This window comes from Streptomyces bullii (assembly GCF_042657145.1).
GTDB classification, from domain to species: domain Bacteria; phylum Actinomycetota; class Actinomycetes; order Streptomycetales; family Streptomycetaceae; genus Streptomyces; species Streptomyces bullii.
Genome location: NZ_JBHSNY010000007.1, coordinates 65,999 through 89,915, shown reverse-complemented (window position 1 = coordinate 89,915; position 23,917 = coordinate 65,999). Strand labels below are relative to the sequence as shown.

The window sequence follows — 23,917 nt, the reverse complement described above, 5'->3', positions numbered from 1 at the left end:
TTCACATGCTTTCCCTTGGTCCAGAAGGGGCCCACTCTCTGTGATGACTCGTACCCGGCTGTCCGCGCTGGCCGCGACGGCGGCGCTCGCCACCACCGGCGGCCTGATCACCGCCGCCCCCGCCTCCGCGGCGGTCACCTGCACCTCTCCCGTCTGGAGGGCGCAGTACTTCGGCAACTCCACCTTCAGCGGCACGCCGAAGCTCACCGCCTGCGACACCGCCATCAGCGAGAACTACGGGTACGGCGACCCGGCCGGCGTCACGCTGCCCAAGGACAACTTCTCCGTCCGTTGGTCCCTCACCCGTGACTTCGGCTCCGGCGGCCCCTTCCGGCTCTCCGCCGCCACGCAGGACGGCATGCGCGTCTACGTCGACGGTGTGCGGAAGATCGACCTGTGGAAGAACGTCTCCACCACCGCCCGCAAGACCGTCGACCTGACCATCCCGGCCGGCAAGCACACGATCCGCGTGGACTACGTCGCATGGACCGGCGTCGCCAACGCCGCCTTCACGTACACCCCGCGCACCGAGGCCGCCGTCGACACGGTCAAGCCGCTCGCCCCGACCGGCCTCACCGCCGCGTACGACTGGACGACGGCCAAGACCACCCTGCGCTGGACCGCCAACAAGGAGATGGACCTCGCCGGGTACCGCGTGTACCGCCGGCTGAGCGCCACCAGCTGGGCCAAGGTCAGCGGGACGTCCCTGCTGACCACCCGGTCCTTCGTCGACGCCCCGCCCGCCACCGGCCAGACCTTCCTGTACGAGGTCCGCGCCGTCGACAAGGCAGGCCGCGAGTCCACCGGCAGCCCGGACGTGACGGCGACGACCGTCGACCGCACCGGGCCGGCCGCCCCCACCGGACTCACGGTCGCCACCGGCGAAGGGTGGTGGGACACCCTGAACTGGCAGGGAGTCGCCGACACGGCGAAGTACGAGGTGTACGCCTCGTCCGCGGCTGCCGGACCGTTCGAGCTGCGCGGTACGACGACCACGACGTCGTACCGGACCAGCGGCGCCGTGAACACGAACACGTACTACCGGGTCCGGGCCCTCGACGCAGCCGGCAACCCGGGGGCGTACGCGACGGTCACCAGCGACGGCGTCGACCGGATGCCACCGAAATCCCCGACCGGCGTCACCGCCAGCGCCCGCCCCGGCTACACCAACGTGCACTGGAGCCAGCCCGACGGTTTCTACGAGGACTGGGACAACGGCGGGCTCTACCGCGTGTACCGCTCGCCCGGCAAGACGTTCGACCCGACCGCGCGCACCCAGGTGACCTGCGTCGCGGAGGAGAGCCACGAGGCGAGCAACGGCGGCAACTGCTACGACGTGGACATGCCCGCGAACACGTACGTGACGTACGCCGTCACGGCGGTGGACCCGTACGGCAACGAGTCGGCGTACTCCGCGCCGGTCGTCGTCCGCACCGGCGACACCGTGGCGCCCGGCCCGGTCACCGGCGTGAAGGTCACCCCGCGCAACGACGGCATGCTGGTGAGCTGGGCCGCCTCGCCCGAGGACGACATCGACGAGTACGTGGTGTGGAAGGGCGTCCGGCAGGCCGACGGCACGGTCAAGTGGCTCGGCCCCGACACCTGCTCGGATGGCACGAGCAACTGGCTCGCGATCCTCTGCGGCAACCTGCCGGACGGCGAGGCGCACGTGTACGCGGTGATGGCCAAGGACCACTGGGGCAACACGCTGCACCCGAGCGACCCGAAGGTCACCGTGGTCGAGGCCACCGAGCTCGACGTCCGGCCGTCCGTGACCGTCACCCGGGACTGGAGCCTCGGCAGCCTGAGCCACAACCGGACGACCACTCGTCCGTCCGTCGACTGGCAGTGCACCGACACGGCCCGCTGCGCCACGGTCATCGGCTACCGCGTGAGCCGGTGGAACCCGGTGACCAAGGCGTACGAGCCCCAGCACGACGGACTGCTCCCGGCGGACGCCCGGACGTGGGAGGACGCCACGGCGACGAAGGGGAACACATACTTCTACACGCTGGAGGCCGTGACGGCCGACGGCGCCGTGGTGGGGACGTACCCCTGGTACACCGTCTTCCAGGACCGCGTCTAGCTAGAGGTCATTCACCTAAAGCTGTGCTTCGCCCAGTGGCGGTGGGTCGCTGACGCGAAAGGTCGGCGGAACGAATTTGGCCGGGAGCTGCTTTAGGGCGAGTGATCATGGCCCCGTAAGCGTCCGGCGCGTCCTCATCGGCGGTGGCCGGCACAAGACGCTGCCCTCGAAGCTGTCCGGCCGGGACCTCAAGGCTCTGCTGGCCGGTGGACGCGCCCGACCTGCTGGCCCCTGGGCGAACGACCCAGGCCCAGGCCAGGACACGAAGGGGGCGGTGGAGGTGGACCGGACCGTCAACGCGGTCGGCTACGTCGGTCTTGGAGGTGACAAGGTCCCGGTCGGCTGGCCGTTCGCCGGACAGCCGGTCACCCTCCGGCTCGACGGCAAAGTGCTGCAGGTCCTGGACGAGCAGCGTGTTCTGCAGGCCACCTTGCCCAGCCCTTTTGCCGCCCTCTGCCTGCGGGCGCCCGCAAGGAGGCCGTTCGGCCGGACCGCCACCGCTGCTGCCTCCGCCCGCCGAGCAGATCGCCGAGCGGACGGTCAGCGGCGTTGGCGGCTTCATGGTCGCCGGACAACGCATACAGCTCGGCCGCGGCTATGCCCACCAGGTCGTCACCGCCCACCTGAGCGAGGACGTGATCCGTGTCTTCCACGGCCAAGAGCTGAGATCGTCGTCGTGGCGGAGTCCGTCAGCGCCCACTTCTCGGTGACCCTCCTCCCTGAGGACCTGGAGGAGTGGGAAGACGCTTTGGCAACGCTGGAGTCCGGTCGGTTCGCCATGTGGCTCGAATCCGGCCGGACTCCCTCGATGAAGTTCAAGCCTGACGAGAGCCGAGGGCTCTGGGTGTCCGTTCACGACGGGCCGTCGTCGGGCGTCAGTGTCAGCCTCCCGCTGTTCGCACCACCAGAGGCGTGGGCCAGCGAGCAGCGCGACCTGCTCGCCCGGGTGCGGGAGGTCTATCCCCGCGAGGTCGTCGAGACTTCACCCGGCTCCTACGAGTGGCGGCGCGCCACCAACGTCTGACGGCCCGGCCTGGCACCTGACGGCCCAGCCCCACCAACAAGCCCCCGACCCGCGAGGAAATCGCAGGTCGGGGGCGCAATGGCGTTGCGTTACTTCTTCTTGCCCTGGTTCTTGACCGCCTCGATGGCTGCCGCCGCGGCCTCCGGGTCCAGGTACTTGCCGCCGGGGGTGACCGGCTTGAAGTCGGCGTCGAGTTCGTAGTACAGCGGGATGCCCGTCGGGATGTTCAGGCCCGCGATGTCGGCGTCCGAGATCCCGTCCAGGTGCTTGACCAGGGCGCGGAGGCTGTTGCCGTGGGCTGCGACCAGGACCGTGCGGCCGGACAGGAGGTCGGGGACGATGCCGTCGTACCAGTACGGGAGCATGCGGATGACGACGTCCTTCAGGCACTCCGTGCGGGGGCGGAGCTCCGGGGGGATCGTCGCGTAGCGCGCGTCGTCCGACTGGGAGAACTCGGCGCCGTCCTCCAGCGGGGGCGGCGGGGTGTCGTAGGAGCGGCGCCACAGCATGAACTGCTCCTCGCCGAACTCGGCGAGGGTCTGCGCCTTGTCCTTGCCCTGCAGGGCGCCGTAGTGGCGCTCGTTCAGGCGCCAGCTGCGGTGGACCGGGATCCAGTGCCGGTCGGCGGCCTCCAGGGCGATCTGCGCGGTGCGGATCGCGCGCTTCTGGAGGGACGTGTGGACCACGTCGGGCAGCAGGCCGGCGTCCTTGAGCAGCTCTCCGCCGCGCAGCGCCTCCTTCTCGCCCTTCTCGTTGAGGTTCACGTCCACCCAGCCGGTGAACAGGTTCTTCGCGTTCCACTCGCTCTCGCCGTGGCGGAGGAGGATCAGCTTGTACGGTGCGTCGGCCATGGCCCCGAGCGTAATCGAACCCCCTGATCGCTCGCGCGCCCCGCCCGCAGGGCGGACGGTCGACGGGTTCCGTTAATTGAGTGGCCCCCACAGACACCCGGGTCGTAAGTTGTGCCTGCCGCCCGAGCCGCTTACATCGGGTGGTGTGCTGATCTTGGTGGGGGATCCATGCCGTTCGTTCGTGCCGGACGTGCCGTCCGGGAGACCGTCTCGGGGCTGCCGCGGGCCTTCTGGTGGCTGTGGACCAGCACGCTGGTGAACCGGCTCGGCGGTTTCGTCGCCACCTTCATGGCGCTGTACCTCACGCTCGACCGCGGCTACTCCGCCTCGTACGCCGGTCTGGTCGCCGCCCTGCACGGCCTCGGCGGGGTGGTCTCCTCGCTGGGGGCCGGGGTGATGACCGACCGGCTCGGGCGGCGGCCGACCCTGCTGGTGGCGCAGGCGTCCACGGCCGTGTCCATCGCGGTTCTCGGGTTCGTGCGGGATCCGGTCTCCATCGCCGTCGTGGCGTTCTTCGTCGGCATGGCGTCCAACGCCTCCCGGCCGGCGGTGCAGGCGATGATGGCCGACATCGTGCGGCCCGAGGACCGTATCCGTGCCTTCTCCCTCAACTACTGGGCGATCAACCTGGGTTTCGCCGTCTCGTCCGTGGCGGCGGGGTTCATCGCTGAGGTCAGCTATCTCGCCGGGTTCCTGATCGAGGCGGGGATGACGATGGTGTGTGCCGTGGTCGTCTTCCTGAAGCTGCCCGAGTCGCGTCCGGCGGGCGGGGCGGGGAGCGAGGAGGCCCCGGGTGACGGTGTCGGGCTCGGTGCCGTGCTGCGCGACGGGCGCTTCATGGGGGTCGTCGGGCTGTCCTTCCTGATCGCCCTCGTCTTCCAGCAGGGCGCCGTCGGCCTGCCGGTGGCGATGGGCCGGGCCGGATTCAGTCCGGCCGACTACGGCATGGTGATCGCCGTCAACGGCGTCCTGATCGTGGCGTTGCAGATTCCCGTGACCCGGTTCATCCAGCACCGGGACGCCCGGCGGCTGCTCGTGGTGTCGTCGCTGCTCGCCGGGTACGGCTTCGGGCTCACCGCCTTCGCCGGGTCGATCGGCGTCTTCGCGCTCACCGTCTGCGTGTGGACACTGGCCGAGATCGTCAACGCGCCGACGCAGACCGGTCTCGTCGTACGCCTCTCCCCGCTGCACGGCCGCGGGCGCTACCAGGGCATGTACACCCTGTCCTGGTCCGTCGCCTCCCTCGTCGCCCCGCTGATGGCCGGCTTCGTGATCGACCGGTTGGGGGCGGAGTGGCTGTGGGGGCTGTGCGCGGTGGTCGGTACGGTCGCCGGGCTCGGGTACGGGCTGCTGATGCGGCGGCTGCCGGAGCCGGAGCCGGGTGTGGTGCCGGGAGCCACCGGGGCGAAGGCGGAGGCCGCTGCGGGGTGAGGGCCGGGCCCGTACGAGGAGCAGTGCCTCGGGGCCTCCGACGGGTGGTTCCTCGGCGCCTCCGAGGAGTGGTCCTCCGCGCGTCCGACGAGCAGCTCCTCCGAGGAGTGGTTCGTCCGGACGTCCGACGAGCGGCTCTTCGGGTGCGGGCGACGAGCGGCTTCTCGGTGCGGGTGCGGAGCGGCTTCTCGGTGCGGGTGCGGAGCCGTTCATTCCACGGCATCCGTCGCCGCCCGGAGGATCCGCGGCCGGCAGAGCAGATCGGTGTTGTCCGCCCACTGGTCCACGGCTCCCACCGGCGGCAGCGTGCGCAGAGTGGGGTCGGTGACGGTGCGGGCCAGTGCCTGGGCGAAGCGGTCGGCGCGCAGGACCAGGAAGGGGCGCGAGTGGTAGGGGCGGCGCCGGGGGTCGACCGGGGCGGCGAGTCCGGAGGCGTTCTGCAGGGCGGCGACCGTCTCGTAGGCGTCGCACAGGTGCGCCTCCCTGGTGGGGTGGTCCGTCGCCGCGAGTGCTCCGCGCAGCGAGGGCGTGAGGGACGCCGCCGCCGGCAGGCGGCCGAACGCGCTGCCGAGCCACTTGCTGTACGGGGCGTACCGGCGCTCCAGCAGCAGGCACAGCCGCATCAGGTCCCGCACCAGCCGGGCGGCCACGACGGCCGAGCCGAGGTCGTCGCCGACCTCCGCGCAGCGCCCCACGAACGCCTCCTCCTGCGACAGGCGCTGCCACTGGCAGGCCAGCAGGTGGCGCCACACCTGGTCCGGGTACCACTCCAGCCTGCGCCGGACGGCGGTGAGGGCGCCGAGGCCGTCGTGGAACACGGCGCCGCCGGTGGTCTCGGCCAGCCGCTGCTGCGGCATCGCCAGCCACTCGCGCACCCCCGGCTCGGCGTCGGCCGAGCTCAGGCCGAGCCGGCGGGAGAGCCAGGTGTCGAGGTCGTGCACGTCCACGCGGTGGTCGACCGGGCCCTCGGTCGGCGTCATGAGCCCGGAGGAGTCCAGCGGATCGTCGCTGTCCCGGAAGTGGGTGGGCCAGCCGCGCACCCGCTTCGGCAGCCGCTCCGCCAGGACGCGACGGATGTCGGCGCCGTACCGGGCGCGGTCCTCGGCCGTCAGGAAGAGCTGCAGCCGCGGACCCCACTCGTGGTCCGCGGACCGCGGGGTGTCGAGGCCGAGCACCTCCGAACCGCTGCCGACCCGGGCGGCCGCGTACCGCAGCCTGGGGAAGGCGTCGCGGAGGACCGGCCGTACGGCCTCGTCGTAGAGGACGCGGGACAGTTCGACACCGGGCATGAACCTGCCGCCACCGGACACCGTCATGCCCCCACTGTCCCGGGGGTCCCGCCTTCGGGGCCATCCATTATCGCGTTGCGGGCGCGCGGCGACCGGGCTCACGGATGCATCCGCGCCCCCTTCACCACCTTGTCCACGGCGTTCCTCGGCCCGTACACCGCCAGCCCGACCAGGTCCAGCTCCCCCGTCCGGACCGCCCGTACGGCCGCGCGGTTGTCGCGGTCGTTGCCCGTCGTGAAGAGGTCGGACGTGAAGACCGCGCGCGGCAGGGCGCGGGACAGCACGCGCGCGTGGGCCGTCGTCAGGGTCTCCTTGGTGCCCTCGAAGACCAGCACCGGCTGGCGGAACATCGGCAGGTAGGGCACGCCGTCCGCGTCCTCGTACGGTGCGCCGATCACCTCGGGGACCTCGGTGCCGAGGCCGCTGACCAGGAAGGCGGTGACGTTCAGGCGCTGCCAGGGTTCCAGGTCCTCGCGCAGCAGGACGGCGATCTTCGTGTCGAAGCGGAGGGGTTCAGTGCTCATGGAGCGAGACTGCCGGGAGCCGCAGGGCGCGGTCTTGTACGTTCTTTGCATGGGCCCGCAGGGCAACGCCCCCCAGCAGAACGTCTCCGCGTGGCGGCCCCGCGTCCCGGGCGTCGTCGAGGTCTTCCACGCCCGGTTCACGCGGTACGCGTATCCGATGCACGTGCACGAGGCGTGGACGCTGCTGATCGTCGACGACGGGGCCGTACGGTACGACCTGGACCGGCACGAGCACGGCACCCCGCTCGACACCGTGTCGCTGCTGCCGCCGCACGTGCCGCACAACGGCTCGGCCGCGACACCGGACGGCTTCCGCAAACGGGTGCTCTATCTGGACGGCACGCATCTGCCCGACGACCTCATCGGGGCCGCCGTGGACGGGCCCGACCTGCGTGATCCGCTGCTGCGGCGGCGCGTCGGGCAGGTGCACGCGGCACTGGTGCGGCCCGGGGACGAGCTGGAGGCCGAGAGCCGGCTGGCGTTCGTCGGCGAGCGGTTGCGGGCCCATCTGCGGCCCAGAGCCCAGGCGCCGGCCCCGCGGCGTGATCCGGTGCTCGCGCGCCGACTGCGCGAGCTGCTCGACGAGCGGGTCGTTGAGGGGCTGAGCCTGGAGGAGGCCACCGGGCTCCTGCACGCCCATCCGGCCCATCTCGTCCGGGCGTTCAGCGGCGCGTACGGCATAGCCCCGCACCAGTACCTGATGTCGCGCCGTGTGGGCCGCGCCCGCCGGCTGCTCCTCGACGGCCTCCCGCCGGGGGAGGTGGCCTCGGCGACCGGGTTCTTCGACCAGTCCCATCTCACGCGCCACTTCCGGCGGCTGGTGGGTGTGCCGCCGGGGCGGTATGCGGCGACGGCGGTGAAAAAGGCCTCGTCGTCCGGGCGTTCGCGGTCGTAGTGTCCGAGCGTGGACTGGCACAGGTGGCACGACGCGTACGACTCCTCCGGCTCGTTCCTGGCGCGACGGCTGACGCTCGTCCAGGACCGTGTGCGGCGCGCCCTCGACGAGGCCCCGCCGGGGCCGCTGACGGCGATCAGTCTGTGCGCGGGGCAGGGGCGTGACCTGATCGGCGTGCTCGCCGATCACCCACGCCGGGACGACGTGCGGGCCCGTCTGGTCGAGCTGGACGAGCGGAACGTCGAGGTCGCGCGGGGTGCGGCGCGGGCCGCGGGGCTCGCCGGTGTCGAGGTCGTCGCCGCCGACGCCTCGCTGACCGACCACTACGTCGACCTGGCGCCCGCCGATCTCGTCCTGGTCTGCGGCACGCTCGGCAACGTCACCGACGCCGACGTCGAACGCATCCTGGACCACTGCACCCGGCTGTGCCGGACCGGGGGCACCCTGATCTGGACCCGCAACCGCAAGGCCCCCGACCTCGTTCCGCAGGTCTGTGCCTGGCTGGAGCAGCGCGGGTTCGCCCGCCTGTGGGTGTCGGATCCGTCGCTCGCCCAGGCCGTCGGCGCCCACCGGTTCACCGGCGAACACCGCCCCCTCGTGCCGGGAGAGCGGATGTTCGAGTTCGTCGGGTACGACGTGCTGTGGAGGACCTGAACCGCCGGCCGTCAGTCTCCGGCGGGCCGTTCGAGCAGGTGCGTGAAGGCCTCCAGGTTCCGGGTCGACTCGCCGCGTGAGACGCGCCAGGCGTACTCCTTGCGGATGGCGCTCGCGAAGCCGAGTTCCAGGAGGGTGTTGAAACTGCCGTCGGCGGCCTCCAGGACCTGTCCGAGCAGCCGGTCGACCTCGTCCGCGGTGACGGCCGACAGCGGGAGCCGGGCGGTGACGTAGACGTCGCCGTGCTGGTCGACGGCGTAACTCACCCCGTACAGCTTGAGGTTGCGTTCCAGCAGCCAGCGGTGGACGGCCGCCTCGTTCTCGTCGGGGTGGCGGATGACGAAGGCGTTCAGCGACAGCGAGTGGCGGCCGACGATGAGCGACACCGTCGTCGACAGCTTGCGGGTGCCCGGGAGTTTCGCGACGTACGTGCCCGGTTCGGGGCTCTCCCACTCCACACCGGCGTCCTTCAGGGCGCCCTCGATGACCTGTGCCGCCTGCCGCTCCGCTTCAGCCATGGTGGGAGCGTACGCGACGCCGGTGCGCCTGCAGCGCGGCCGTGTACACGTCCGCGGTGGCGGCGGCCGCGGTGTCCCAGCCGAAGGACTGGGCGTGCCGGGCCGCGGCGGCGCCCATGCGGTCCGTCAGTGCCGGGTCGTCGGCGAAGTCGCGCAGCACGCGCGCGTAGTCGGCGGGGTCGTGGCCGCGCACCAGGAAGCCGGTGTGTCCGTCGCGCACGGCGACCGGGAGCCCGCCGACCGCGGCCGCGAGCACGGGCGTGCCCGCCGCCTGGGCCTCTATGGCGACCAGGCCGAAGGACTCGCTGTAGGAGGGCATGACGAGCAGGGAGGCGGCGCGGAACCAGTCCGCGAGCTGCTCCTGGCCGACGGGCGGGCGGAACCGTACGACGTCCGCGATGCCGAGGCGGGCCGCGAGCTTCTGCAGCCCCTCGGGCCTCGCGAGGCCGCTGCCGCTGGGGCCGCCGACGACGGGGACGACGACGCGGGAGCGCAGCTCGGGGCGCTCGTCGAGGAGGGCGGCCACGGCCCGCAGGAGCACGTCGGGGGCCTTGAGGGGCTGGATGCGGCCCGCGAAGAGCGGGACCAGGGCGTCCTGCGGCAGGCCGAGGCGGGCCCGGGCTGCGGCGCGGCCGTCGGCCGGAGAGAAGCGGGCCAGGTTCACCCCGGGGTGGACGACCGCGACCTTGGCCGGATCGGCTGCGTAGTGCCGGACGAGTTCGTCGGCCTCCTCGGCCGTGTTGGCGATGAGGCGGTCGGCGGCGTCGACGATCTGGGTCTCGCCGATGACGCGGGCGGCGGGCTCGGGGGTGTCGCCGTCGGCCAGGTTGGCGTTCTTGACCTTGGCCATGGTGTGCATGGCGTGCACCAGCGGGACGCCCCAGCGCTGGGCGGCGAGCCAGCCGACGTGGCCGGAGAGCCAGTAGTGGGAGTGGACCAGGTCGTAGTGGCCAGGGCGGTGGCCGGCCCAGGCCTGCATCACGCCGTGCGTGAAAGCGCACAGCTGGGCGGGGAGGTCCTCCTTGGCGAGGCCCTCGTAGGGGCCGGCGTCGACATGGCGGACGAGGACGCCCGGGGCGAGCTGCACGGTCGGCGGGAGGGCGGCGGCGGTGGCGCGCGTGAAGATCTCGACCTCGATGCCCAGCGCGGCGAGGCGCTGCGCGAGCTCCACGATGTAGACGTTCATGCCGCCGGCGTCGCCGGTGCCGGGCTGGTGCAGCGGGGACGTGTGCACGGAGAGCATGGCCACGCGGCGGGGCCTGCGGTGCAGCCTCAGGCGCGGCGGTACGGCCGGGGAGCGCCGCCCGAGCCTGCCGATGTAGTGGCTCACGTGGCGTTCCTCCTCGCTTCAGGGCATGCCTTCGCAGGGCGCACGGGCCCTCCGAGGAGGTGCAACACCGGACGGGGCCGCTCCATTTCCGCACGGGCGGTTTTTGCCCAATCATTACCGCTGCTCGCTCAACCGTTCGACTATGGGCTGCGTGGCCGTTCCGGCCCCCTACCCTCGTACGCATGACATCCCGCGCCGCCTCCCTCCCCCGCTCTCGGTTTCGCCCGAGCGGGCGGGCCCCCATCGTGGGAACGGTGACGCGCGGGACGACCAACCCCAACCGGCTGCGCCGCATGGACCGCTGGATCGCGGCCACGCACGGCGCCGAACTGCGCCGCCGCACCGACCCGGTCGCGGTCGACCTGGGGTACGGGGCAGCCCCCTGGACGGCCGTCGAACTGCTCGGCCGCCTGCGTACGGTCGCCCCACGCGCGCGCGTGGTCGGCGTCGAGATCGAACCGGCGCGGGTCGCGGCGGCCCGGCCGTACGAGCGCGAGGGGCTCGTCTTCCGGCACGGCGGGTTCGAGGTCCCGGTCCCCGGGCGGCCCCTGCTCATCCGCGCAGCCAACGTCCTGCGGCAGTACGACGAGGAACAGGTCGCCGCTGTCTGGGCCGGGCTGTGCGCCCGTCTGGCACCGGCGACGGAACACTCCCGTGGCGGGCTGCTGGTGGAGGGGACCTGCGACGAGATCGGACGCCGGCACGTGTGGGTGGCCCTCGGCCCCGAGGGTCCGCGCACGGTGACCTTCGCGACCCGGCTGGGCTCCCTGGAGCGCCCCTCGGACCTGGCGGAACGCCTGCCGAAGGCGCTCATCCACCGCAACGTCCCCGGCGAGCCGGTGCACGCCTTCCTGAGGGACTTCGACCGCGCCTGGGCGGCCGCCGCGCCCTATGCCTCCTACGGCGCCCGGCAGCGCTGGATCCGGGCGGTGCGGGACCTGAGCGCCGACTGGCCGGTGACGGACGGGCCGGTGCGGTGGCGGCAGGGCGAAGTCACCCTGCGCTGGGAGGCGTTGGCGCCGCGCGGCTGACGCGGCCGGGGCGGGACCCGCCCGGACGCGGACGGCCGGGCCGCGACGCGCCCGGGCGTGCTCCCCGGGGAACGATCTCCGTGAGTCGTTCGTCACACTCGCGGGGGGATCGTCATGACGAGGCGGGGAGGGAGGAAGTACCAGCACACGTACGACCTCTGTCGCTTTGGACGTCGGCATGGCAGCATCCCCCGGACGCCGAAGTTACTGGTGGTTAACCACGTTTGGGGGATGGGGTATGGGAACGGGTAAGCGCGGCCTGATCACGGCGGCCGTGACCGTGGTCTGCGCGGTCACCGTGCTGGCGGCACCGGGCACGGCGTTCGCGAGCCCGGCCCCCGCACCGAACCCCAGCACGCCACCCTCTGTCGGCGCGAGCCCGACCCCGGTGCCGGGCAGGGACCTGGAGGCGGTCCGCGACAGGCTCGACAAGCTGTACCGGGCGGCGGCCGTCGCCACCGACGAGTACAACGCCGCCGAGGAGAAGGCGAAGCAGCAGTCCGCCGACATCGCCCGGCTCGCGAAGAAGATCGTCGAGGGTCGGGAGAAACTCGCCGAGTTGAAGGACCGCGCGGGCGCCGCGGCCCGCGCCCAGTACCGCAACGGCGGGCTGCCGCCCGAGGCGCACCTGATGCTCAGCGACGACCCGCAGGAGTTCCTCGACGGCACGCGCCGGGTCCGCCAGGGCGAGCACGCCACGAAGGGCCTGCTCGGCGAACTGATCCGTACCCAGCAGGACTTGGAGCAGTACGCGCAGGACGCGACCGCCCAGCTGAAGAAGCTGGAGGCGGGCCGCAAGGCCAAGGCCGCGGCGCAGCGCGAGATCGAGAAGCAGATCGCGGCGGCCGAGAAGCTCGAGTCCGAGCTGGAGAAGGGCGAAAGGGAGCGCCTCGCCGAGCTGGAGCGGCAGGCCGCGCAGCAGGCGCAGACCGCCTGGCTCGACTCCGGCATCCTCGACGAGATCACCGGCGAGGCCTCCGAGCAGGGCAGGAAGGCCGTCGAGTACGCCACCGCCCAGCTCGGCAAGCCGTACCAGTGGGGCGCCGAGGGCCCGAAGACCTACGACTGCTCCGGGCTGACCTCACAGGCCTGGGCGTCGGCCGGGCAGGGCATTCCGCGCACCTCCCAGGAGCAGTGGAAGCGGCTCAAGCACGTCGACATCGAGGACATGCGCCCCGGCGACCTCGTCATCTACTTCGACGACGCCAGCCACGTCGCCCTGTACATCGGCGACGGCTCCATCGTGCACGCCCCCCGGCCGGGGCGGACGGTGACGATCGCGGGGGCGGGCACGATGCCGATCCTCGGAGTGGTCCGGCCGGACGCGTAGGCCGGCACCGGCCGTGGAGGCGACGCCGGGCGACATGTCCGGAGGCGTGAGGCCTGGCCGGCTGGCGTGGGGCGCATGGCCGGCTCGCGTGGGGCGCGTGGCCGGCTGGCGTGGGGCGCCTGGCCGACTCGTGTGGAGCGCAGACCGGATGGCGTGGAGCGCAGGCCAACCGGTCGGCAAACGTGTCGGTGACTTGTCCCACGTGACCCAGCCCACGCTCAACGCCCCGGCAAACCCGGTGCGGACGTGACGTTCGTCATCCCCGCGGCACACTTCCCCTGTCCAACTGCGGTACATATCGCGGCATATGACAGTGGCCGAGGGCGCAGCGGCGTGCCTCACACCATTCCACTGCGGCGCCGACACCCGCTATGGTCCCCGTCGGTGGGTCGAGACCCCTCGCCCCCGCCGTGCCCTCGGGGGGAGGGAAGGAACTCAAACGATGCCCGTACCCGTACCGCGGCAGAGAGCGATCCCGGCCGTGGAGAGTGGTCAGGCGCAGGCCGCGCCCCTGGGCGGCGGCACTTCCAAGGACTCCTTGGGGGCTGCCCCGCGCGAGGAGGCCAAGGCCGGGAACACCAAGGACCAGGTCGAGAACCACACCGCCCACGCGAACCTGACGCTGCTGCTCATCGAGGACGACCCGGGCGGCTCGCCGATCGTGCCCGACCTGCTCGACCAGGCCGGCAAGCCGATCCGCGTCCGTACCGCGCGCAACCTCACCGAGGCCGAGCGGCTGCTCACCGACGACGTCCACTGCATCCTGCTGGACCTGGCGCTGCCGGCGCCGGGCCGGGCGGGCGACGGTGACGACGACGAGCTGGCCGTGCTCAAGCACGTGCTGAAGCTCGCGCCCCGGCACGCCGTCCTCGCGCTCACCGCGTCCGGTGACGCCGAGCGCGGCGCCGAGGCGGTGCGCGTGGGCGCCCAGGACTACCTCTTCCGCGACGAGCTGGACGGCCGGCTGCTCAGCCGGGCGATCCGGTACGCCGTGGAGCGCAAGCGTTCCGACACCGCCGAGCGGCGGCTCGCCGAGGGCCGTATGCGCGCCCAGGAGAACCGCCGTCTGGAGCGCGGCCTGCTGCCGACCCCGCTGCTGGAGGGCTCCTCCCTGCGGTTCGCCGCACGCTACCGCCCGGGCCGCTCGCGCGCGCTGCTCGGCGGCGACTTCTACGACGTGGTCCGCACCCAGGACGGCACCGTGCACGCCATGATCGGCGACGTCTGCGGGCACGGCCCGGACGAGGCCGCGCTCGGCGTGGAGCTGCGCATCGCCTGGCGCGCGCTGACGCTGGCGGGCCTGTGCGGGGACCAGCTGCTGGGCACACTCCAGCAGGTGCTGGAGCACGAGCGCGCCGACGACGAGATCTTCGCGACCCTGTGCACGGTCGACATCGCGCCGGACGGCCGCCGCGCGGGCCTGTGCCTGGCCGGGCACCCGTCGCCGCTGCTGGTCCGCCCGGGCCGGCCCGCGCGGCTGCTGCCGTACGACAACAACGGCCCGGCCCTCGGCCTGCTTCCAGGTGCCCGCTGGCCGCGTATGCAGGTGGAGCTGGGCGCCGAGTGGAGCCTGATGCTCTACACCGACGGCCTGATCGAGGGCCGTGTCGGCGAGGGCCGGGAGCGGCTCGGCCAGGACGGCATGGTGGAGATGGTCCGCCGCCAGCTCTCCGAGGGGCTGCGGGGGGAGGCGTTGCTGCGGGCGGCGGTGAACGAGGTGCGGGACCTCAACGGGGGCGAGCTGACGGACGACGTGGCCGTGTTGCTGCTGGATCGGGCGGGGTGAACGGCCTGCCCCCGTTCCGCGTGTCGGCGCAGACGGAGCGCGCATCCGCTGCGGCTGGTCGCGCCCAGGCGGCGGCGCCGCAACCGCATGTCGGCACGGCCCCGCGCCGGCAGGGACGCTTCTAGCGGCCGCCGTTCCAGGGGCCGTACGGGCCGTCGCTGCTGGAGCCGCGGCCGGTGCGGCCGCCGCCCGGGAGGCTGCGGATCGCGGGCCGTACGTCGACCATGTACACGATCGTCGCGATGAGGCCGATGATCGGCAGGAACGACAGGATCGGGAAGAGCAGGTTCACCACGAAGGCGAGCCCGAGGATCAGCAGCCAGAACGGCTTGGTCTTCTTGTCGGCCGCGCGGTAGGCGTCCTCACGGCGTACGGCGGCATCGATCAACGCGAAGCCGCTGAAAACGATCAGGGCCATGCTCAGCAGCCACATCAACCCCGCGAAGCCCTGCATCAGCACAACGTCCACCACCCGAATCGGCTCGTCCCTCTGCGGTCACCGTACCCGTAGAACGGGCCGGACACCCCGAGGGTGCCCGGCTCGTGCCACCGATTGCGCCGCTTACTTGGCGGGCGGGGTCGTCTTCCTGGCGGGGGTCTTGCGGGCCGGGGCCTTCCTGGCCGGGGCCTTCTTCGCCGTGGCGGCCTGGGCGGCCTTGGCGTCGGCGGGCTTGGCCTCGTCCTTCACCTCGACCGGCTCGGCCTTCGGCTCGACGGCCACGGCCAGCTCCTCCACGCCCTCGGCGATGTCCTCGATGCCCTCGGCGGCCTCGCCGCGCCAGGTGCGCACGGCCTGCTCGCCGTGCTCGGCGACCTTCTCGTAGGTCTCCCTGGCCTTGACGGCGTACTCGGCGGCCACGCCGACCCCGCGCAGCGCGAGGTCCTGGGCGGTCTCGCCGAACTTCTTCAGGTCCTTGTCGAGGGTGCTGCCGAACTTCTTCAGGTCGGCGTCGAGGGAGCCGAGGAACTCGCTGACCTTGGTCTGGAAGGTCTCCTGCGTCTCCTTGACCCGGGCGGTCGCCTTCTCCTGCACGGCCTTCGGGTCGGTGTTGCGCACGGCCTCGATCCGGGCCGGGGCCTCGGTGCGCAGCTGCTCCACCAGGGCCGGCACCTTCTTGGCCTGCTGCAGGGCGAGGTCGGCGGTGCCGGCGGCGAAGTAGAGCGGGGTCGGGTTGCTCAGGGTCTTGCGCAGGTCGTCGGTGATGGCCATGGTGAGGGTCCTCCCGGATTTCTTTCTCGGCTGAGGGTCTGTGTGTCCGCAGTCGGCGGCCGGTGCCCTGGTCCGGCTCAACTGGCCGTCTGCTGCGGACCGTTGTCGTTGCCGCCCGCCGTGCGGTGACGGCGTTCGGCGGTCTTTCCGCCGCCGGTGCGGGAACGGCGTGCGGCGGTGCCGGCACGGTCGCCCGTGCGGGTACGTCCTACGGCGGTGTCGCTGTCCGGAGCGTCCGCGGCGTCCTCGCCCCCGTCGGCGCCCGGGGCCTCGGTCGCGCCCGTGGCGCCCTCGGTGCTCCGGACCGCCTCGGCGTCCACGGTCCCTCCCGCCGCCTCGGCCCTCCCCTCGGCGCCGGCCGTTGCGGCGAGGCCGGTGACCTCGCCGTCGGACCCGCCCGCCGGGGCGCTTCCGAAGCCGTTCTCCTTGCGGAAGGACTCGTAGATCTGGAGCAGCACCTGCTTCTGCCGCTCGGTCAGCGTGGGATCGGCGAGGATGACGGCGCGCGTCTCCACCTCGTCGCGGTCGCGTTCGGCGTCGAGGATGCCCGCACGGACGTACAGCGTCTCCGCGGAGATCCGCAGTGCCTTGGCGACCTGCTGCAGCACCTCCGCGCTCGGCTTGCGCAGCCCGCGCTCGATCTGACTGAGATACGGATTGGACACTCCGGCGGCGTCGGCGAGCTGCCGCAGCGACAGCTGCGCGGTACGCCGCTGCTCGCGCAGGTACTCACCGAGATTGCCGACGTTGAGCGATGCCATGTCTCCACCTTGCCCAACTCCGCTAACTATTGCAAGCACCCGCTTGCAAGAGTGCGCCACGCCACGCGGGGAACCCCTCGGACGGCCGATCCCGGCCAGCCCCGGCAAGTCCGCGCCCCCTCAGCAGTCCTCTGGGCAGTTCGGCGCCACCTAGGCGTTTCGGCGCCACCCAGGCAGGACAGCGGCACCTAAGCTGTACGGCTATTTGCCTAAAGGCCTTAGGCAGATAGCCTTCGGAACGGAGAGGGAGGCCATGACACGCGCAGGACTGACCGCGGAGCGGCTGACGCGGGCCGGGGCGGAGCTGGCCGACGAGGTCGGCTTCGACCAGGTGACCGTCTCGGCGCTCGCCCGGCGGTTCGACGTCAAGGTCGCGAGCCTGTACTCGCACGTGCGCAACTCCCAGGACCTCAGGACCCGGATCGCCCTGCTGGCCCTGGAGGAACTCGCCGACCGGGCCGCCGACGCCGTGGCCGGGCGGGCCGGCAAGGACGCCCTGACTGCCTTCGCCGACGTCTACCGCGACTACGCCCGTGAGCACCCCGGCCGTTACGCCGCCGCCCAGCTCCGGCTCGACCCGGAGACGGCGGCCGCCGGCGCCGGTGTCCGGCACGCGCGGATGACGCGGGCGATCCTGCGCGGCTACGAGCTCGCCGAACCGGAGCAGACCCACGCCGTCCGGCTGTTGGGCAGCGTCTTCCACGGCTACGTCAGCCTGGAGCTGGGCGGTGCCTTCAGCCACAGCGCCCCCGACACCCAGCAGACCTGGACCCGGGTGCTGGACGCCCTCGACGCCCTGCTGCGCAACTGGCCCGCCCCGACATCAGAAAGCCGAACCCGTGGCTGAACCCGTGCCCACCCGGTGGACCACCACCCCCCTCACCGCGGACCTCGTGCGCGGCGCCCTCGACCTGGAGCGCACCGAGCGCGGCGTCCTGCCGCACCGGCTGCCCGCCCGGGCCCGCGCGCAGTGCGCCGACGAGCAGCTCGCGACGGCCGAGTCACAGCCGTCGGGCGTACGGCTGGTGTTCCGTACCTCGGCGACCGCCGTGGAACTGGACACGCTACGCACCAAGCGGACCTACGTCGGTGCCCCGCCCCGCCCGGACGGCGTGTACGACCTGCTCGTCGACGGCCGCCCGGCCGGCCGTGCGACGGCGACCGGCGGCAACACACTGACCATCGACATGGCCCGCGGGACCGCCGAGCACCGGCCCGGTCCGCCCGGCACGCTCCGCTTCACCGGGCTGCCCGACCGGGCCAAGGACGTCGAGATCTGGCTGCCGCACAACGAGACCACCGAGCTCCTCGCCCTGCGCACCGACGCGCCCGTCGAGCCCGTGCCGGACCGGGGCCGCAGGGTGTGGCTGCACCACGGCAGCTCGATCAGCCACGGCTCCGACGCGGCGAACCCCACGGCCGTCTGGCCGGCGCTCGCCGCCCGTCTCGGCGGCGTGGAGCTGATCAACCTCGGTCTGAGCGGCAGCGCCCTGCTGGATCCCTTCACCGCCCGTGCCATACGGGACACCCCTGCCGACCTGATCAGCCTCAAGATCGGTATCAACCTGGTCAACCTGGACCTGATGCGGCTGCGCGCCTTCGGTCCGGCCGTCCACGGCTTCCTCGACACGGTCCGCGAGGGCCACCCGGACACGCCGCTGCTGGTCGTCTCGCCCATCCTGTGCCCCATCCACGAGGACACGCCCGGCCCCAGCGCCCCGGACCTCGGCGGACTCGGCGCCGGACGGCTGCGGTTCGTGGCGATGGGCGATCCTGCGGAACGCGCGAGCGGCAAGCTGACCCTCGGCGTGATCCGGGAGGAGCTGTCCCGCATCGTGCGGGAGCGGTCGGCGGACGACCCGCACCTGCACCACCTCGACGGCCGCGACCTCTACGGCGAGTCCGACCACGCCGAACTCCCCCTGCCCGACCAGCTCCACCCCGACGCGGCAACCCACCGCCGCATCGGCGAACGCTTCGCAGCGCTGGCCTTTGGAGAGGAGGGGCCCTTCGCCGGCAGCACGACCTGACCTCCGTCCCGGCGTCCAAGCTCCCGACGACCCCGCCCCGGCGAGTTCCTGACCGGCGGCGAGGCGTGGCTGTGGTACCGCTCGGGCCTGATCGACCCGGACCGCACCCGACACCCACCGTGTGGGTGCGCGGAGCGGGCTCAGGACGTCGACGCCGGCTCCGACGCCTGCGGGCGCAGCTCCGACCGGTTGTCGGCGAGCCGGTGCCCGGGGCGCCGAGGTCCTCGGCCGCCGGTGGCGCCGCTCCCCGGGGCTCCCGTTGCGCGGCAGCCCCGGGAGGTCACTCCTCGAACCCGCCGTCCGCGAGGATCCTGTCGATCCGCGCCCGGTGCGCCGCCTCCCACACGTCGAGGGACTCCTCCGCCTCCTGCGCCAGTTTCGCCCGGGCGGCGGCGAGGATCTCCTTCCGGCGGGCGCCGGGGACCATCACCACGCCCTCCTCGTCGGCCACGACGACGTCCCCCGCGTCGACGGACACCCCGCCGCACCGGACCCGCTCACCCAGCGGCCGTACGGCCGACTTCTCGCCAGGGATCGGGATGACGCCCCGCGCGAACACCGGGAACCCCATCTCCCGCACCTCGGCCAGGTCCCGGATCAGCCCGTCGGCGACGAGGGCCGCGACGCCCCGGCGCCGGGCGACCGCGCACACGTTGCCGCCGGCCAGCGCGTAATCCAGGTCGCCCGACTGCACGACCACGACCGAACCGGGCCCGGCCCGGTGGACGGCCGCGTGCAGCATCAGGTTGTCGCCGGGCGGGCACCGTACGGTGAACGCCGGCCCGGCCACGCGCGGCGGCGGGCCCCACAACGCACGGATGCCGATGTCCATGACCTGGGCACGCCCGAGCAGGTCGGCGAGGGTGGTCGTGGGGATGTCCGCGAACTCGTCGGTGTCGGCCATGACGTGGACCCTATGCCCTCGCTCCGTCAGAACGGCAGGGCCCTGCTGCGCACCACGTCCAGCCGCGACACCGCGCGCGTGAGCACCACGTACAGCCGGTGCGGCCCCCGCTCCTCCGCCTCCGCGATCGCCGCCGGCTCGACGGCCACCACATGGTCGTACTCCAGGCCCTTGACGACACTCGCCGGCACCACGGCCACCCGCGCGTCCAGTTCCTCCGGCCCTCCCGTGGGCACTCCGGCCACGGTGAGGGCGTCGCGCACCCGGGCCACGTCCGCGTCCGCAGCGACGACCCCGACGGAGCCCTCCTGGGCGAGCGCGTCCCGTACGGCGTCCACGACCGCGCCGAGCACCTCGCCCGGGGCCGTCTCGCGGATGCGCAACTCCCCGTCGCCGCGCAGGGACGTGGCCGGCGGCACGTCGACGCCGAGCCGTCCGAGCAGCCGGTTGGCGAGGGCGACGACCGCCTTCGGCACCCGGAAGCCGGTGGTCAGCGCGATCACGGCCGCGTCCGGCTTTCCCAGGTGCGTGAGGAGCGTCCGCCACGACCGCGCCGCCCACGGCGTGGTGCCCTGCGCCAGGTCGCCGAGCACCGTGAGCGAGCCGAAGGAGGACCGGCGGGCGATGGCCCGGCACTCCATCGGGGAGAGGTCCTGCGCCTCGTCGACGACGACATGGCCGTAGCCGTCCGGATGTTCGATGAGCCCGGCTACCTCGTCGAGCAGCACGAGGTCGGCCGCCGACCAGCGCGCCGACCGCCACGAACGCGGCGGCCTCGCCCACAGCAGCGCCTTCCGCTCGTCGGCGTCCAGCAGCCCCTCGGCGGCCGACTCCAGCACGGCGGGCTCGGAGAGGAGTTCGGCAACGACCTCCTCGGGCCGCACCCGGGGCCAGACGGCGTCCAGGTACGAGGCCACCGGCCGAGCCCGTTCCGTCCGGCGCAGCCACGCGGTGGTGCGCGGCCCGCCGCGCCGCTCGGCCTGATCCCGCAGACAGCGCACGATCCGGCTGCGCACCCGCTCCCTGCCGACGCCGTACAGCGGCCGCTCCGCCCGTACGTCCGCCACGATCCCCGCCAGCTCCCGCGCCCCGATCCGCCAGCGGTACGAGCCGTCCGGTACGGCGAGGTCGTCGGTGCCGTCGGCGCGCACGCGCGCGTACAGCGCCCGGCGCAGCACCTCCGCCATCCGGGCGTCGTGCTTGACGACGGCGGTCCGCTCGTCGTCGGTCCCGGTGACCGGGTGCCCGGCGATCTCGTCGGCGAGGGTCGACTGGCGTACTCCGCTCTCGCCGAGGGCCGGGAGGACCTGCGCGATGTACGACAGGAAGGTGCGGTTCGGGCCGAGGATCAGCAGGCCACCGCGCCGGATGCGCTGCGGATGGGTGTAGAGCAGGTACGCCGCCCGGTGCAGCCCGACGGCCGTCTTGCCGGTCCCGGGCGCGCCCTGCACGCACACCGACACCGCGAGGTCCTCGCGTACGAGGTCGTCCTGCTCGGGCCGGATGGTCGCGGCGATGTCCCGCATGGGGCCGACGCGGGGCCGTTCGATCTCCCGGGCGACGATGGCGCTGGCCCGGGCCTCGCCCCGCGCCAGGTGCTCGTCCTCCAGGCCGGTGAGGTCGGCGGAGTCGCCCCGGCTGCCGGGCGCCCACCCGAAGCGCCGCCGCACGGCCACGCCCTGCGGATCACGGGCGGAGGCCTGGTAGAAGGCCCGGGAGACGGGGGCGCGCCAGTCGACGACGAGGGGCGGCGCGGCCGGGTCCTCGGTGATCCGCAGCCGCCCGACGTGGTAGCGCTGCCCGGCGTGGTCCCCGCCGCCGAAGTCCAGCCGCCCGAAGAACAACGGCCCCTCGGGCAGCTCGCGCAGCTCCTCGGCCCGGCTGCGCAGCCGGTACCCGAGCACTTCCGCGTCGGCCCCGGACGCGGAGACGTCCTCGCCGGTGACGACGTGTTCCCGGGCATCGTCGGCCATCGCGGCCAGGGCGGCGCGGCAGCGGTCGTGGTGGGCGCGTTCGTGGGCGAGGGCCTGCCGGAGGGCGGGGTCGGGTGACGTCATTCCACCGAGCGTACCCAGAAAACGCAACTGAGTTAAATTCTTTTCTGAGTCTCACCGCGCCAGTCGGGACAGCCCTCCCGCCAGCAGTCCGAACGCCCGCTCCGCCGCCGCCACCGCGTCCCCGCGTACGTCGGCCACCCGCTCCCCGGCCGCGATCCGCCGCCAGTTCTCCTGCGCGAGGATCCGCTGGACGGCGATGATCTGCCCGGCGGCGAGCCGGGCCTCCAGGTCGCCGCCGAGCGCCTCCGCGAGCGCGGCCTCGGACCGTTCCAGATGGGCGTACAGCCGCGCCACCAGCGACGGCGTGCCGTACAGCAGCCCGTGAAAGGCGAGCACCTCCGGGTCGTCGTTCAGCCCTGTCACCGGGTCGCACCGCTCCAGCCCCCGCAGGAAGTGCCGCCGCAGCGCCTCGATCGGCGAGGGCCCCTCCGCCGCCACCCGGGCCGCCTCGCCCTCGTGGTCGGCGATCCGGTACAGCACCAGATCCTCCTTGGCGGGGAAGTACCGGAACAGCGTCGGCTTGGAGATCTCGGCCGCTGCGGCCACCTCGGCGACGGACACCGCGTCGAAGCCCCGTGCCACGAAGAGCCGGATGGCGGTGTCCGACAGCACCTGGTACATCCGCTGTTTCTTGCGCTCGCGCAGCCCGGGGTTGGTCATGGGGTGAGCCTACGCAGCACGGCACGAACCACGGACCGGCCGCCGGGCCGGGCCGCGGTTACGCGAAGGCCAGGCCGGGGGTCGGGTCGGCACCGGGGCGGTAGGGCAGCCCGAGCGAGGTCAACGCCTCCCGCAGGGTCATCGCGTACGAGCCGACCGCCAGCCTGACGTCCAGGGAGTGCAGCCCCTCCCCGCTCACCATGCGGTCCAGGTCGACGTACGCGGACCGCACGACCTCCAGCCGCCGGCAGACCCGCCAGTCCTCACGCCAGTCGCGGGTGCGCTCGGGCGGCAGCACGCAGTTCCCACGCGAAGCCGGGGTCTATGCCCCCACCCGTCCGCGGTGCCAGTGGACGAGCGCCGCCATGATCTGCGCACGGCCCGGCACGTCCGTCAGGCCGAGCGGCTCGGCACCCGCGGCCAGGACCCGGTGCAGTTTCCCGGCGGCCCGGGGAAGAGCCAGCCAGTCGAAGTCCGGTCCGTCGCACAGTGACAGCGCGATACGGATCAGGTCGGTCGGGACCGATTGAGCCCGCTTGAACTCCAGCAGCAGCGGGAGGTCGCGCTCCCAGCCGTACGCGCTGCCGGGACGGACGCCCTCCACGACCCGGCACCACTCCCGCGCCATACGGCGCTCCTGTTCCGCGGGAAAGCGCATCAGGTAGAGATGCGTCGCCACGTCGTAGAGCGGATCGCCGAACATGGCCAACTCCCAGTCGATCGTCCAGAGCCGGCCGCACGGGTCGATGATGAAGTTCTCGCGGTGCAGGTCGGCGTGGAGCAGACAGAAGGGACGTTCATGCAGGCCTGACGTCCTCTTTCTGAGCTGCTGGAAGGAGTCGTCCGTCACTCCGAGGTCCCGGAACAGGCCCTCGAACTCCGCGCGGTTCCTGCCGTAGACCTGGTCCTCGATGAAGACGATCAGACGGTCCAGGAAGCCGCTGCTGTCGCCGTCCTCGGGCCGGTCCTCGGGTTCACAGCGCCGCTCGACGTCGAGCATGTCCGGCCTGATCAGCGCCAGTTCCCGGAAGAGCCCCACGATCTGGTCGAAGACCGCGTCGGGTACGCGCCGGCCCGGCCGGTGGAGGGCGCCGAGCGTGTCCCCCTCGATGAAGCTCTGGAGGCCCATGTCCTCGACGTCGACGATGTCGGGGATGCGTGTGATGTGCCCCTTGAGGGCGCGCAGCAGTTCCTCCTCCGACAGGAAACATCTCCGGTCGAACCACAGGATCGCGTCACGTGGTTCCCGGCACTTGACAGTCACCGTCCGGCCCGGAAGCGGGAACACGTACGTCTCGTGGTGGTACCCCTTCAGCGGGCCCACGACCGCTGTCGCATCGCCGCTGACCTCGTCGGCTCGTCGCCGGGCCACGGAGACCGGTTGCGCTGCCATGCTCTGCGTTCGGACCGTTCTGGTGGAACCGATGGGGGAAATGGGAAGCACGTTACTCTCCCGCGGGCCGGGACCGGAGCGAAATCCGGCCATTCGAGGGACCCGGCGCCCGCCGAGGAGGGGAGGGCCCGTCCCGGCGCCGCCCCTGACGGG

23 protein-coding genes and 1 pseudogene are annotated in these 23,917 nt (G+C 72.8%); 11 read left to right on the top strand and 13 right to left on the bottom strand.

Annotated features, from left to right (window positions below; genetic code table 11):
- The first annotated feature begins 43 nt into the window (after positions 1-43).
- From ACFPZJ_RS20845 to ACFPZJ_RS20835, 3 genes and pseudogenes are all read left to right on the top strand, one after another.
- The gene (locus ACFPZJ_RS20845) at positions 44-2,086 is read left to right on the top strand and encodes a PA14 domain-containing protein (RefSeq protein WP_381023721.1); all 2,043 of its coding nucleotides are present in this window, start codon (positions 44-46) and stop codon (positions 2,084-2,086) included.
- 130 nt (positions 2,087-2,216) lie between these two features.
- Positions 2,217-2,751: pseudogene (locus ACFPZJ_RS20840) on the top strand (IS481 family transposase); the annotation flags it as partial.
- An 11-nt stretch (positions 2,752-2,762) separates the two neighbouring features.
- Complete coding sequence (locus tag ACFPZJ_RS20835) at positions 2,763-3,110, top strand: DUF5959 family protein (protein WP_381023718.1); 348 nt, start codon at positions 2,763-2,765, stop codon at positions 3,108-3,110.
- Between the two features lie 89 nt (positions 3,111-3,199).
- On the opposite strand, the gene ACFPZJ_RS20830 is transcribed toward ACFPZJ_RS20835, so the two are convergent.
- Positions 3,200-3,961: a phosphoglyceromutase gene (locus ACFPZJ_RS20830; protein ID WP_381023715.1), complete on the bottom strand. Its 762-nt coding sequence runs from the start codon at positions 3,959-3,961 to the stop codon at positions 3,200-3,202.
- A gap of 168 nt (positions 3,962-4,129) precedes the next feature.
- Between ACFPZJ_RS20830 and ACFPZJ_RS20825 the strand changes: the two genes are divergently transcribed.
- Positions 4,130-5,392 (top strand): MDR family MFS transporter, encoded by a 1,263-nt coding sequence (locus tag ACFPZJ_RS20825; RefSeq protein WP_381023713.1) that lies wholly within the window; start codon positions 4,130-4,132, stop codon positions 5,390-5,392.
- Between the two features lie 209 nt (positions 5,393-5,601).
- On the opposite strand, the gene ACFPZJ_RS20820 is transcribed toward ACFPZJ_RS20825, so the two are convergent.
- Both ACFPZJ_RS20820 and ACFPZJ_RS20815 read right to left on the bottom strand, forming a co-directional pair.
- The gene (locus ACFPZJ_RS20820) at positions 5,602-6,708 is read right to left on the bottom strand and encodes a DUF4037 domain-containing protein (RefSeq protein WP_381023710.1); all 1,107 of its coding nucleotides are present in this window, start codon (positions 6,706-6,708) and stop codon (positions 5,602-5,604) included.
- Between the two features lie 71 nt (positions 6,709-6,779).
- Entirely contained in the window at positions 6,780-7,256 is a 477-nt protein-coding gene (locus ACFPZJ_RS20815; RefSeq protein ID WP_381023707.1) for a DUF2000 family protein, read from the bottom strand.
- Here ACFPZJ_RS20815 and ACFPZJ_RS20810 point away from each other — a divergent pair.
- The gene (locus ACFPZJ_RS20810; RefSeq protein ID WP_381023704.1) at positions 7,255-8,100 is read left to right on the top strand and encodes a helix-turn-helix transcriptional regulator; all 846 of its coding nucleotides are present in this window, start codon (positions 7,255-7,257) and stop codon (positions 8,098-8,100) included. The genes ACFPZJ_RS20815 and ACFPZJ_RS20810 overlap by 2 nt on opposite strands.
- A gap of 9 nt (positions 8,101-8,109) precedes the next feature.
- A complete protein-coding gene (locus tag ACFPZJ_RS20805) occupies positions 8,110-8,754 on the top strand; it encodes a class I SAM-dependent methyltransferase (protein ID WP_381023701.1) in 645 nt (214 codons plus the stop codon).
- Between the two features lie 11 nt (positions 8,755-8,765).
- On the opposite strand, the gene ACFPZJ_RS20800 is transcribed toward ACFPZJ_RS20805, so the two are convergent.
- Together ACFPZJ_RS20800 and mshA are read right to left on the bottom strand one after the other, a co-directional pair.
- A complete protein-coding gene (locus ACFPZJ_RS20800) occupies positions 8,766-9,272 on the bottom strand; it encodes a type III secretion system chaperone family protein (RefSeq protein ID WP_381023699.1) in 507 nt (168 codons plus the stop codon).
- Positions 9,265-10,602, bottom strand: coding sequence for a D-inositol-3-phosphate glycosyltransferase (gene mshA, locus ACFPZJ_RS20795; protein ID WP_381023696.1), 1,338 nt, complete (start codon positions 10,600-10,602; stop codon positions 9,265-9,267). Before mshA ends, ACFPZJ_RS20800 begins: the two co-directional genes overlap by 8 nt.
- A 245-nt stretch (positions 10,603-10,847) precedes the next feature.
- Between mshA and ACFPZJ_RS20790 the strand changes: the two genes are divergently transcribed.
- The 3 genes from ACFPZJ_RS20790 (at position 10,848) to ACFPZJ_RS20780 (ending at position 14,749) form a co-directional block, all read left to right on the top strand.
- Entirely contained in the window at positions 10,848-11,633 is a 786-nt protein-coding gene (locus ACFPZJ_RS20790) for a class I SAM-dependent methyltransferase (RefSeq protein ID WP_381024628.1), read from the top strand.
- 238 nt (positions 11,634-11,871) lie between these two features.
- Entirely contained in the window at positions 11,872-12,963 is a 1,092-nt protein-coding gene (locus tag ACFPZJ_RS20785) for a C40 family peptidase (RefSeq protein WP_381023693.1), read from the top strand.
- A 442-nt stretch (positions 12,964-13,405) separates the two neighbouring features.
- The gene (locus ACFPZJ_RS20780; protein WP_381023690.1) at positions 13,406-14,749 is read left to right on the top strand and encodes a PP2C family protein-serine/threonine phosphatase; all 1,344 of its coding nucleotides are present in this window, start codon (positions 13,406-13,408) and stop codon (positions 14,747-14,749) included.
- A 121-nt stretch (positions 14,750-14,870) separates the two neighbouring features.
- Here the strand turns inward: ACFPZJ_RS20780 and ACFPZJ_RS20775 are convergent, their stop codons facing one another.
- The 3 genes from ACFPZJ_RS20775 to ACFPZJ_RS20765 all read right to left on the bottom strand — a co-directional run bounded on the left by ACFPZJ_RS20775 (position 14,871) and on the right by ACFPZJ_RS20765 (position 16,720).
- Positions 14,871-15,203, bottom strand: coding sequence for a DUF2516 family protein (locus ACFPZJ_RS20775; protein ID WP_381024626.1), 333 nt, complete (start codon positions 15,201-15,203; stop codon positions 14,871-14,873).
- 108 nt (positions 15,204-15,311) lie between these two features.
- Positions 15,312-15,959 carry a hypothetical protein gene (locus ACFPZJ_RS20770; RefSeq protein ID WP_381023688.1) on the bottom strand — a complete coding sequence of 216 codons (648 nt, stop codon included), beginning with the start codon at positions 15,957-15,959 and terminating at the stop codon, positions 15,312-15,314.
- Positions 15,960-16,036: 77 nt separating this feature from the next.
- Positions 16,037-16,720: a helix-turn-helix domain-containing protein gene (locus ACFPZJ_RS20765; RefSeq protein WP_381023686.1), complete on the bottom strand. Its 684-nt coding sequence runs from the start codon at positions 16,718-16,720 to the stop codon at positions 16,037-16,039.
- Between the two features lie 253 nt (positions 16,721-16,973).
- On the opposite strand from ACFPZJ_RS20765, the gene ACFPZJ_RS20760 reads away from it, so the two are divergent.
- The gene (locus tag ACFPZJ_RS20760) at positions 16,974-17,567 is read left to right on the top strand and encodes a TetR/AcrR family transcriptional regulator (protein ID WP_381023684.1); all 594 of its coding nucleotides are present in this window, start codon (positions 16,974-16,976) and stop codon (positions 17,565-17,567) included.
- Positions 17,560-18,750, top strand: coding sequence for an SGNH/GDSL hydrolase family protein (locus tag ACFPZJ_RS20755; protein WP_381023681.1), 1,191 nt, complete (start codon positions 17,560-17,562; stop codon positions 18,748-18,750). The genes ACFPZJ_RS20760 and ACFPZJ_RS20755 overlap by 8 nt, the downstream gene beginning before the upstream one ends.
- 280 nt (positions 18,751-19,030) lie before the next feature.
- On the opposite strand, the gene ACFPZJ_RS20750 is transcribed toward ACFPZJ_RS20755, so the two are convergent.
- The 5 genes from ACFPZJ_RS20750 to ACFPZJ_RS20730 are packed head-to-tail and all read right to left on the bottom strand — an operon-like array spanning position 19,031 to position 23,764.
- Entirely contained in the window at positions 19,031-19,654 is a 624-nt protein-coding gene (locus ACFPZJ_RS20750; protein ID WP_381023678.1) for an RraA family protein, read from the bottom strand.
- 26 nt (positions 19,655-19,680) lie between these two features.
- A complete protein-coding gene (locus ACFPZJ_RS20745) occupies positions 19,681-21,711 on the bottom strand; it encodes a HelD family protein (RefSeq protein WP_381023675.1) in 2,031 nt (676 codons plus the stop codon).
- A 51-nt stretch (positions 21,712-21,762) separates the two neighbouring features.
- Complete coding sequence (locus tag ACFPZJ_RS20740; RefSeq protein WP_381023672.1) at positions 21,763-22,371, bottom strand: TetR/AcrR family transcriptional regulator; 609 nt, start codon at positions 22,369-22,371, stop codon at positions 21,763-21,765.
- A gap of 58 nt (positions 22,372-22,429) precedes the next feature.
- Positions 22,430-22,669: a hypothetical protein gene (locus tag ACFPZJ_RS20735; RefSeq protein WP_381023669.1), complete on the bottom strand. Its 240-nt coding sequence runs from the start codon at positions 22,667-22,669 to the stop codon at positions 22,430-22,432.
- 24 nt (positions 22,670-22,693) lie between these two features.
- Positions 22,694-23,764, bottom strand: coding sequence for a phosphotransferase (locus ACFPZJ_RS20730; protein WP_381023666.1), 1,071 nt, complete (start codon positions 23,762-23,764; stop codon positions 22,694-22,696).
- Between the last annotated feature and the right edge of the window lie 153 nt (positions 23,765-23,917).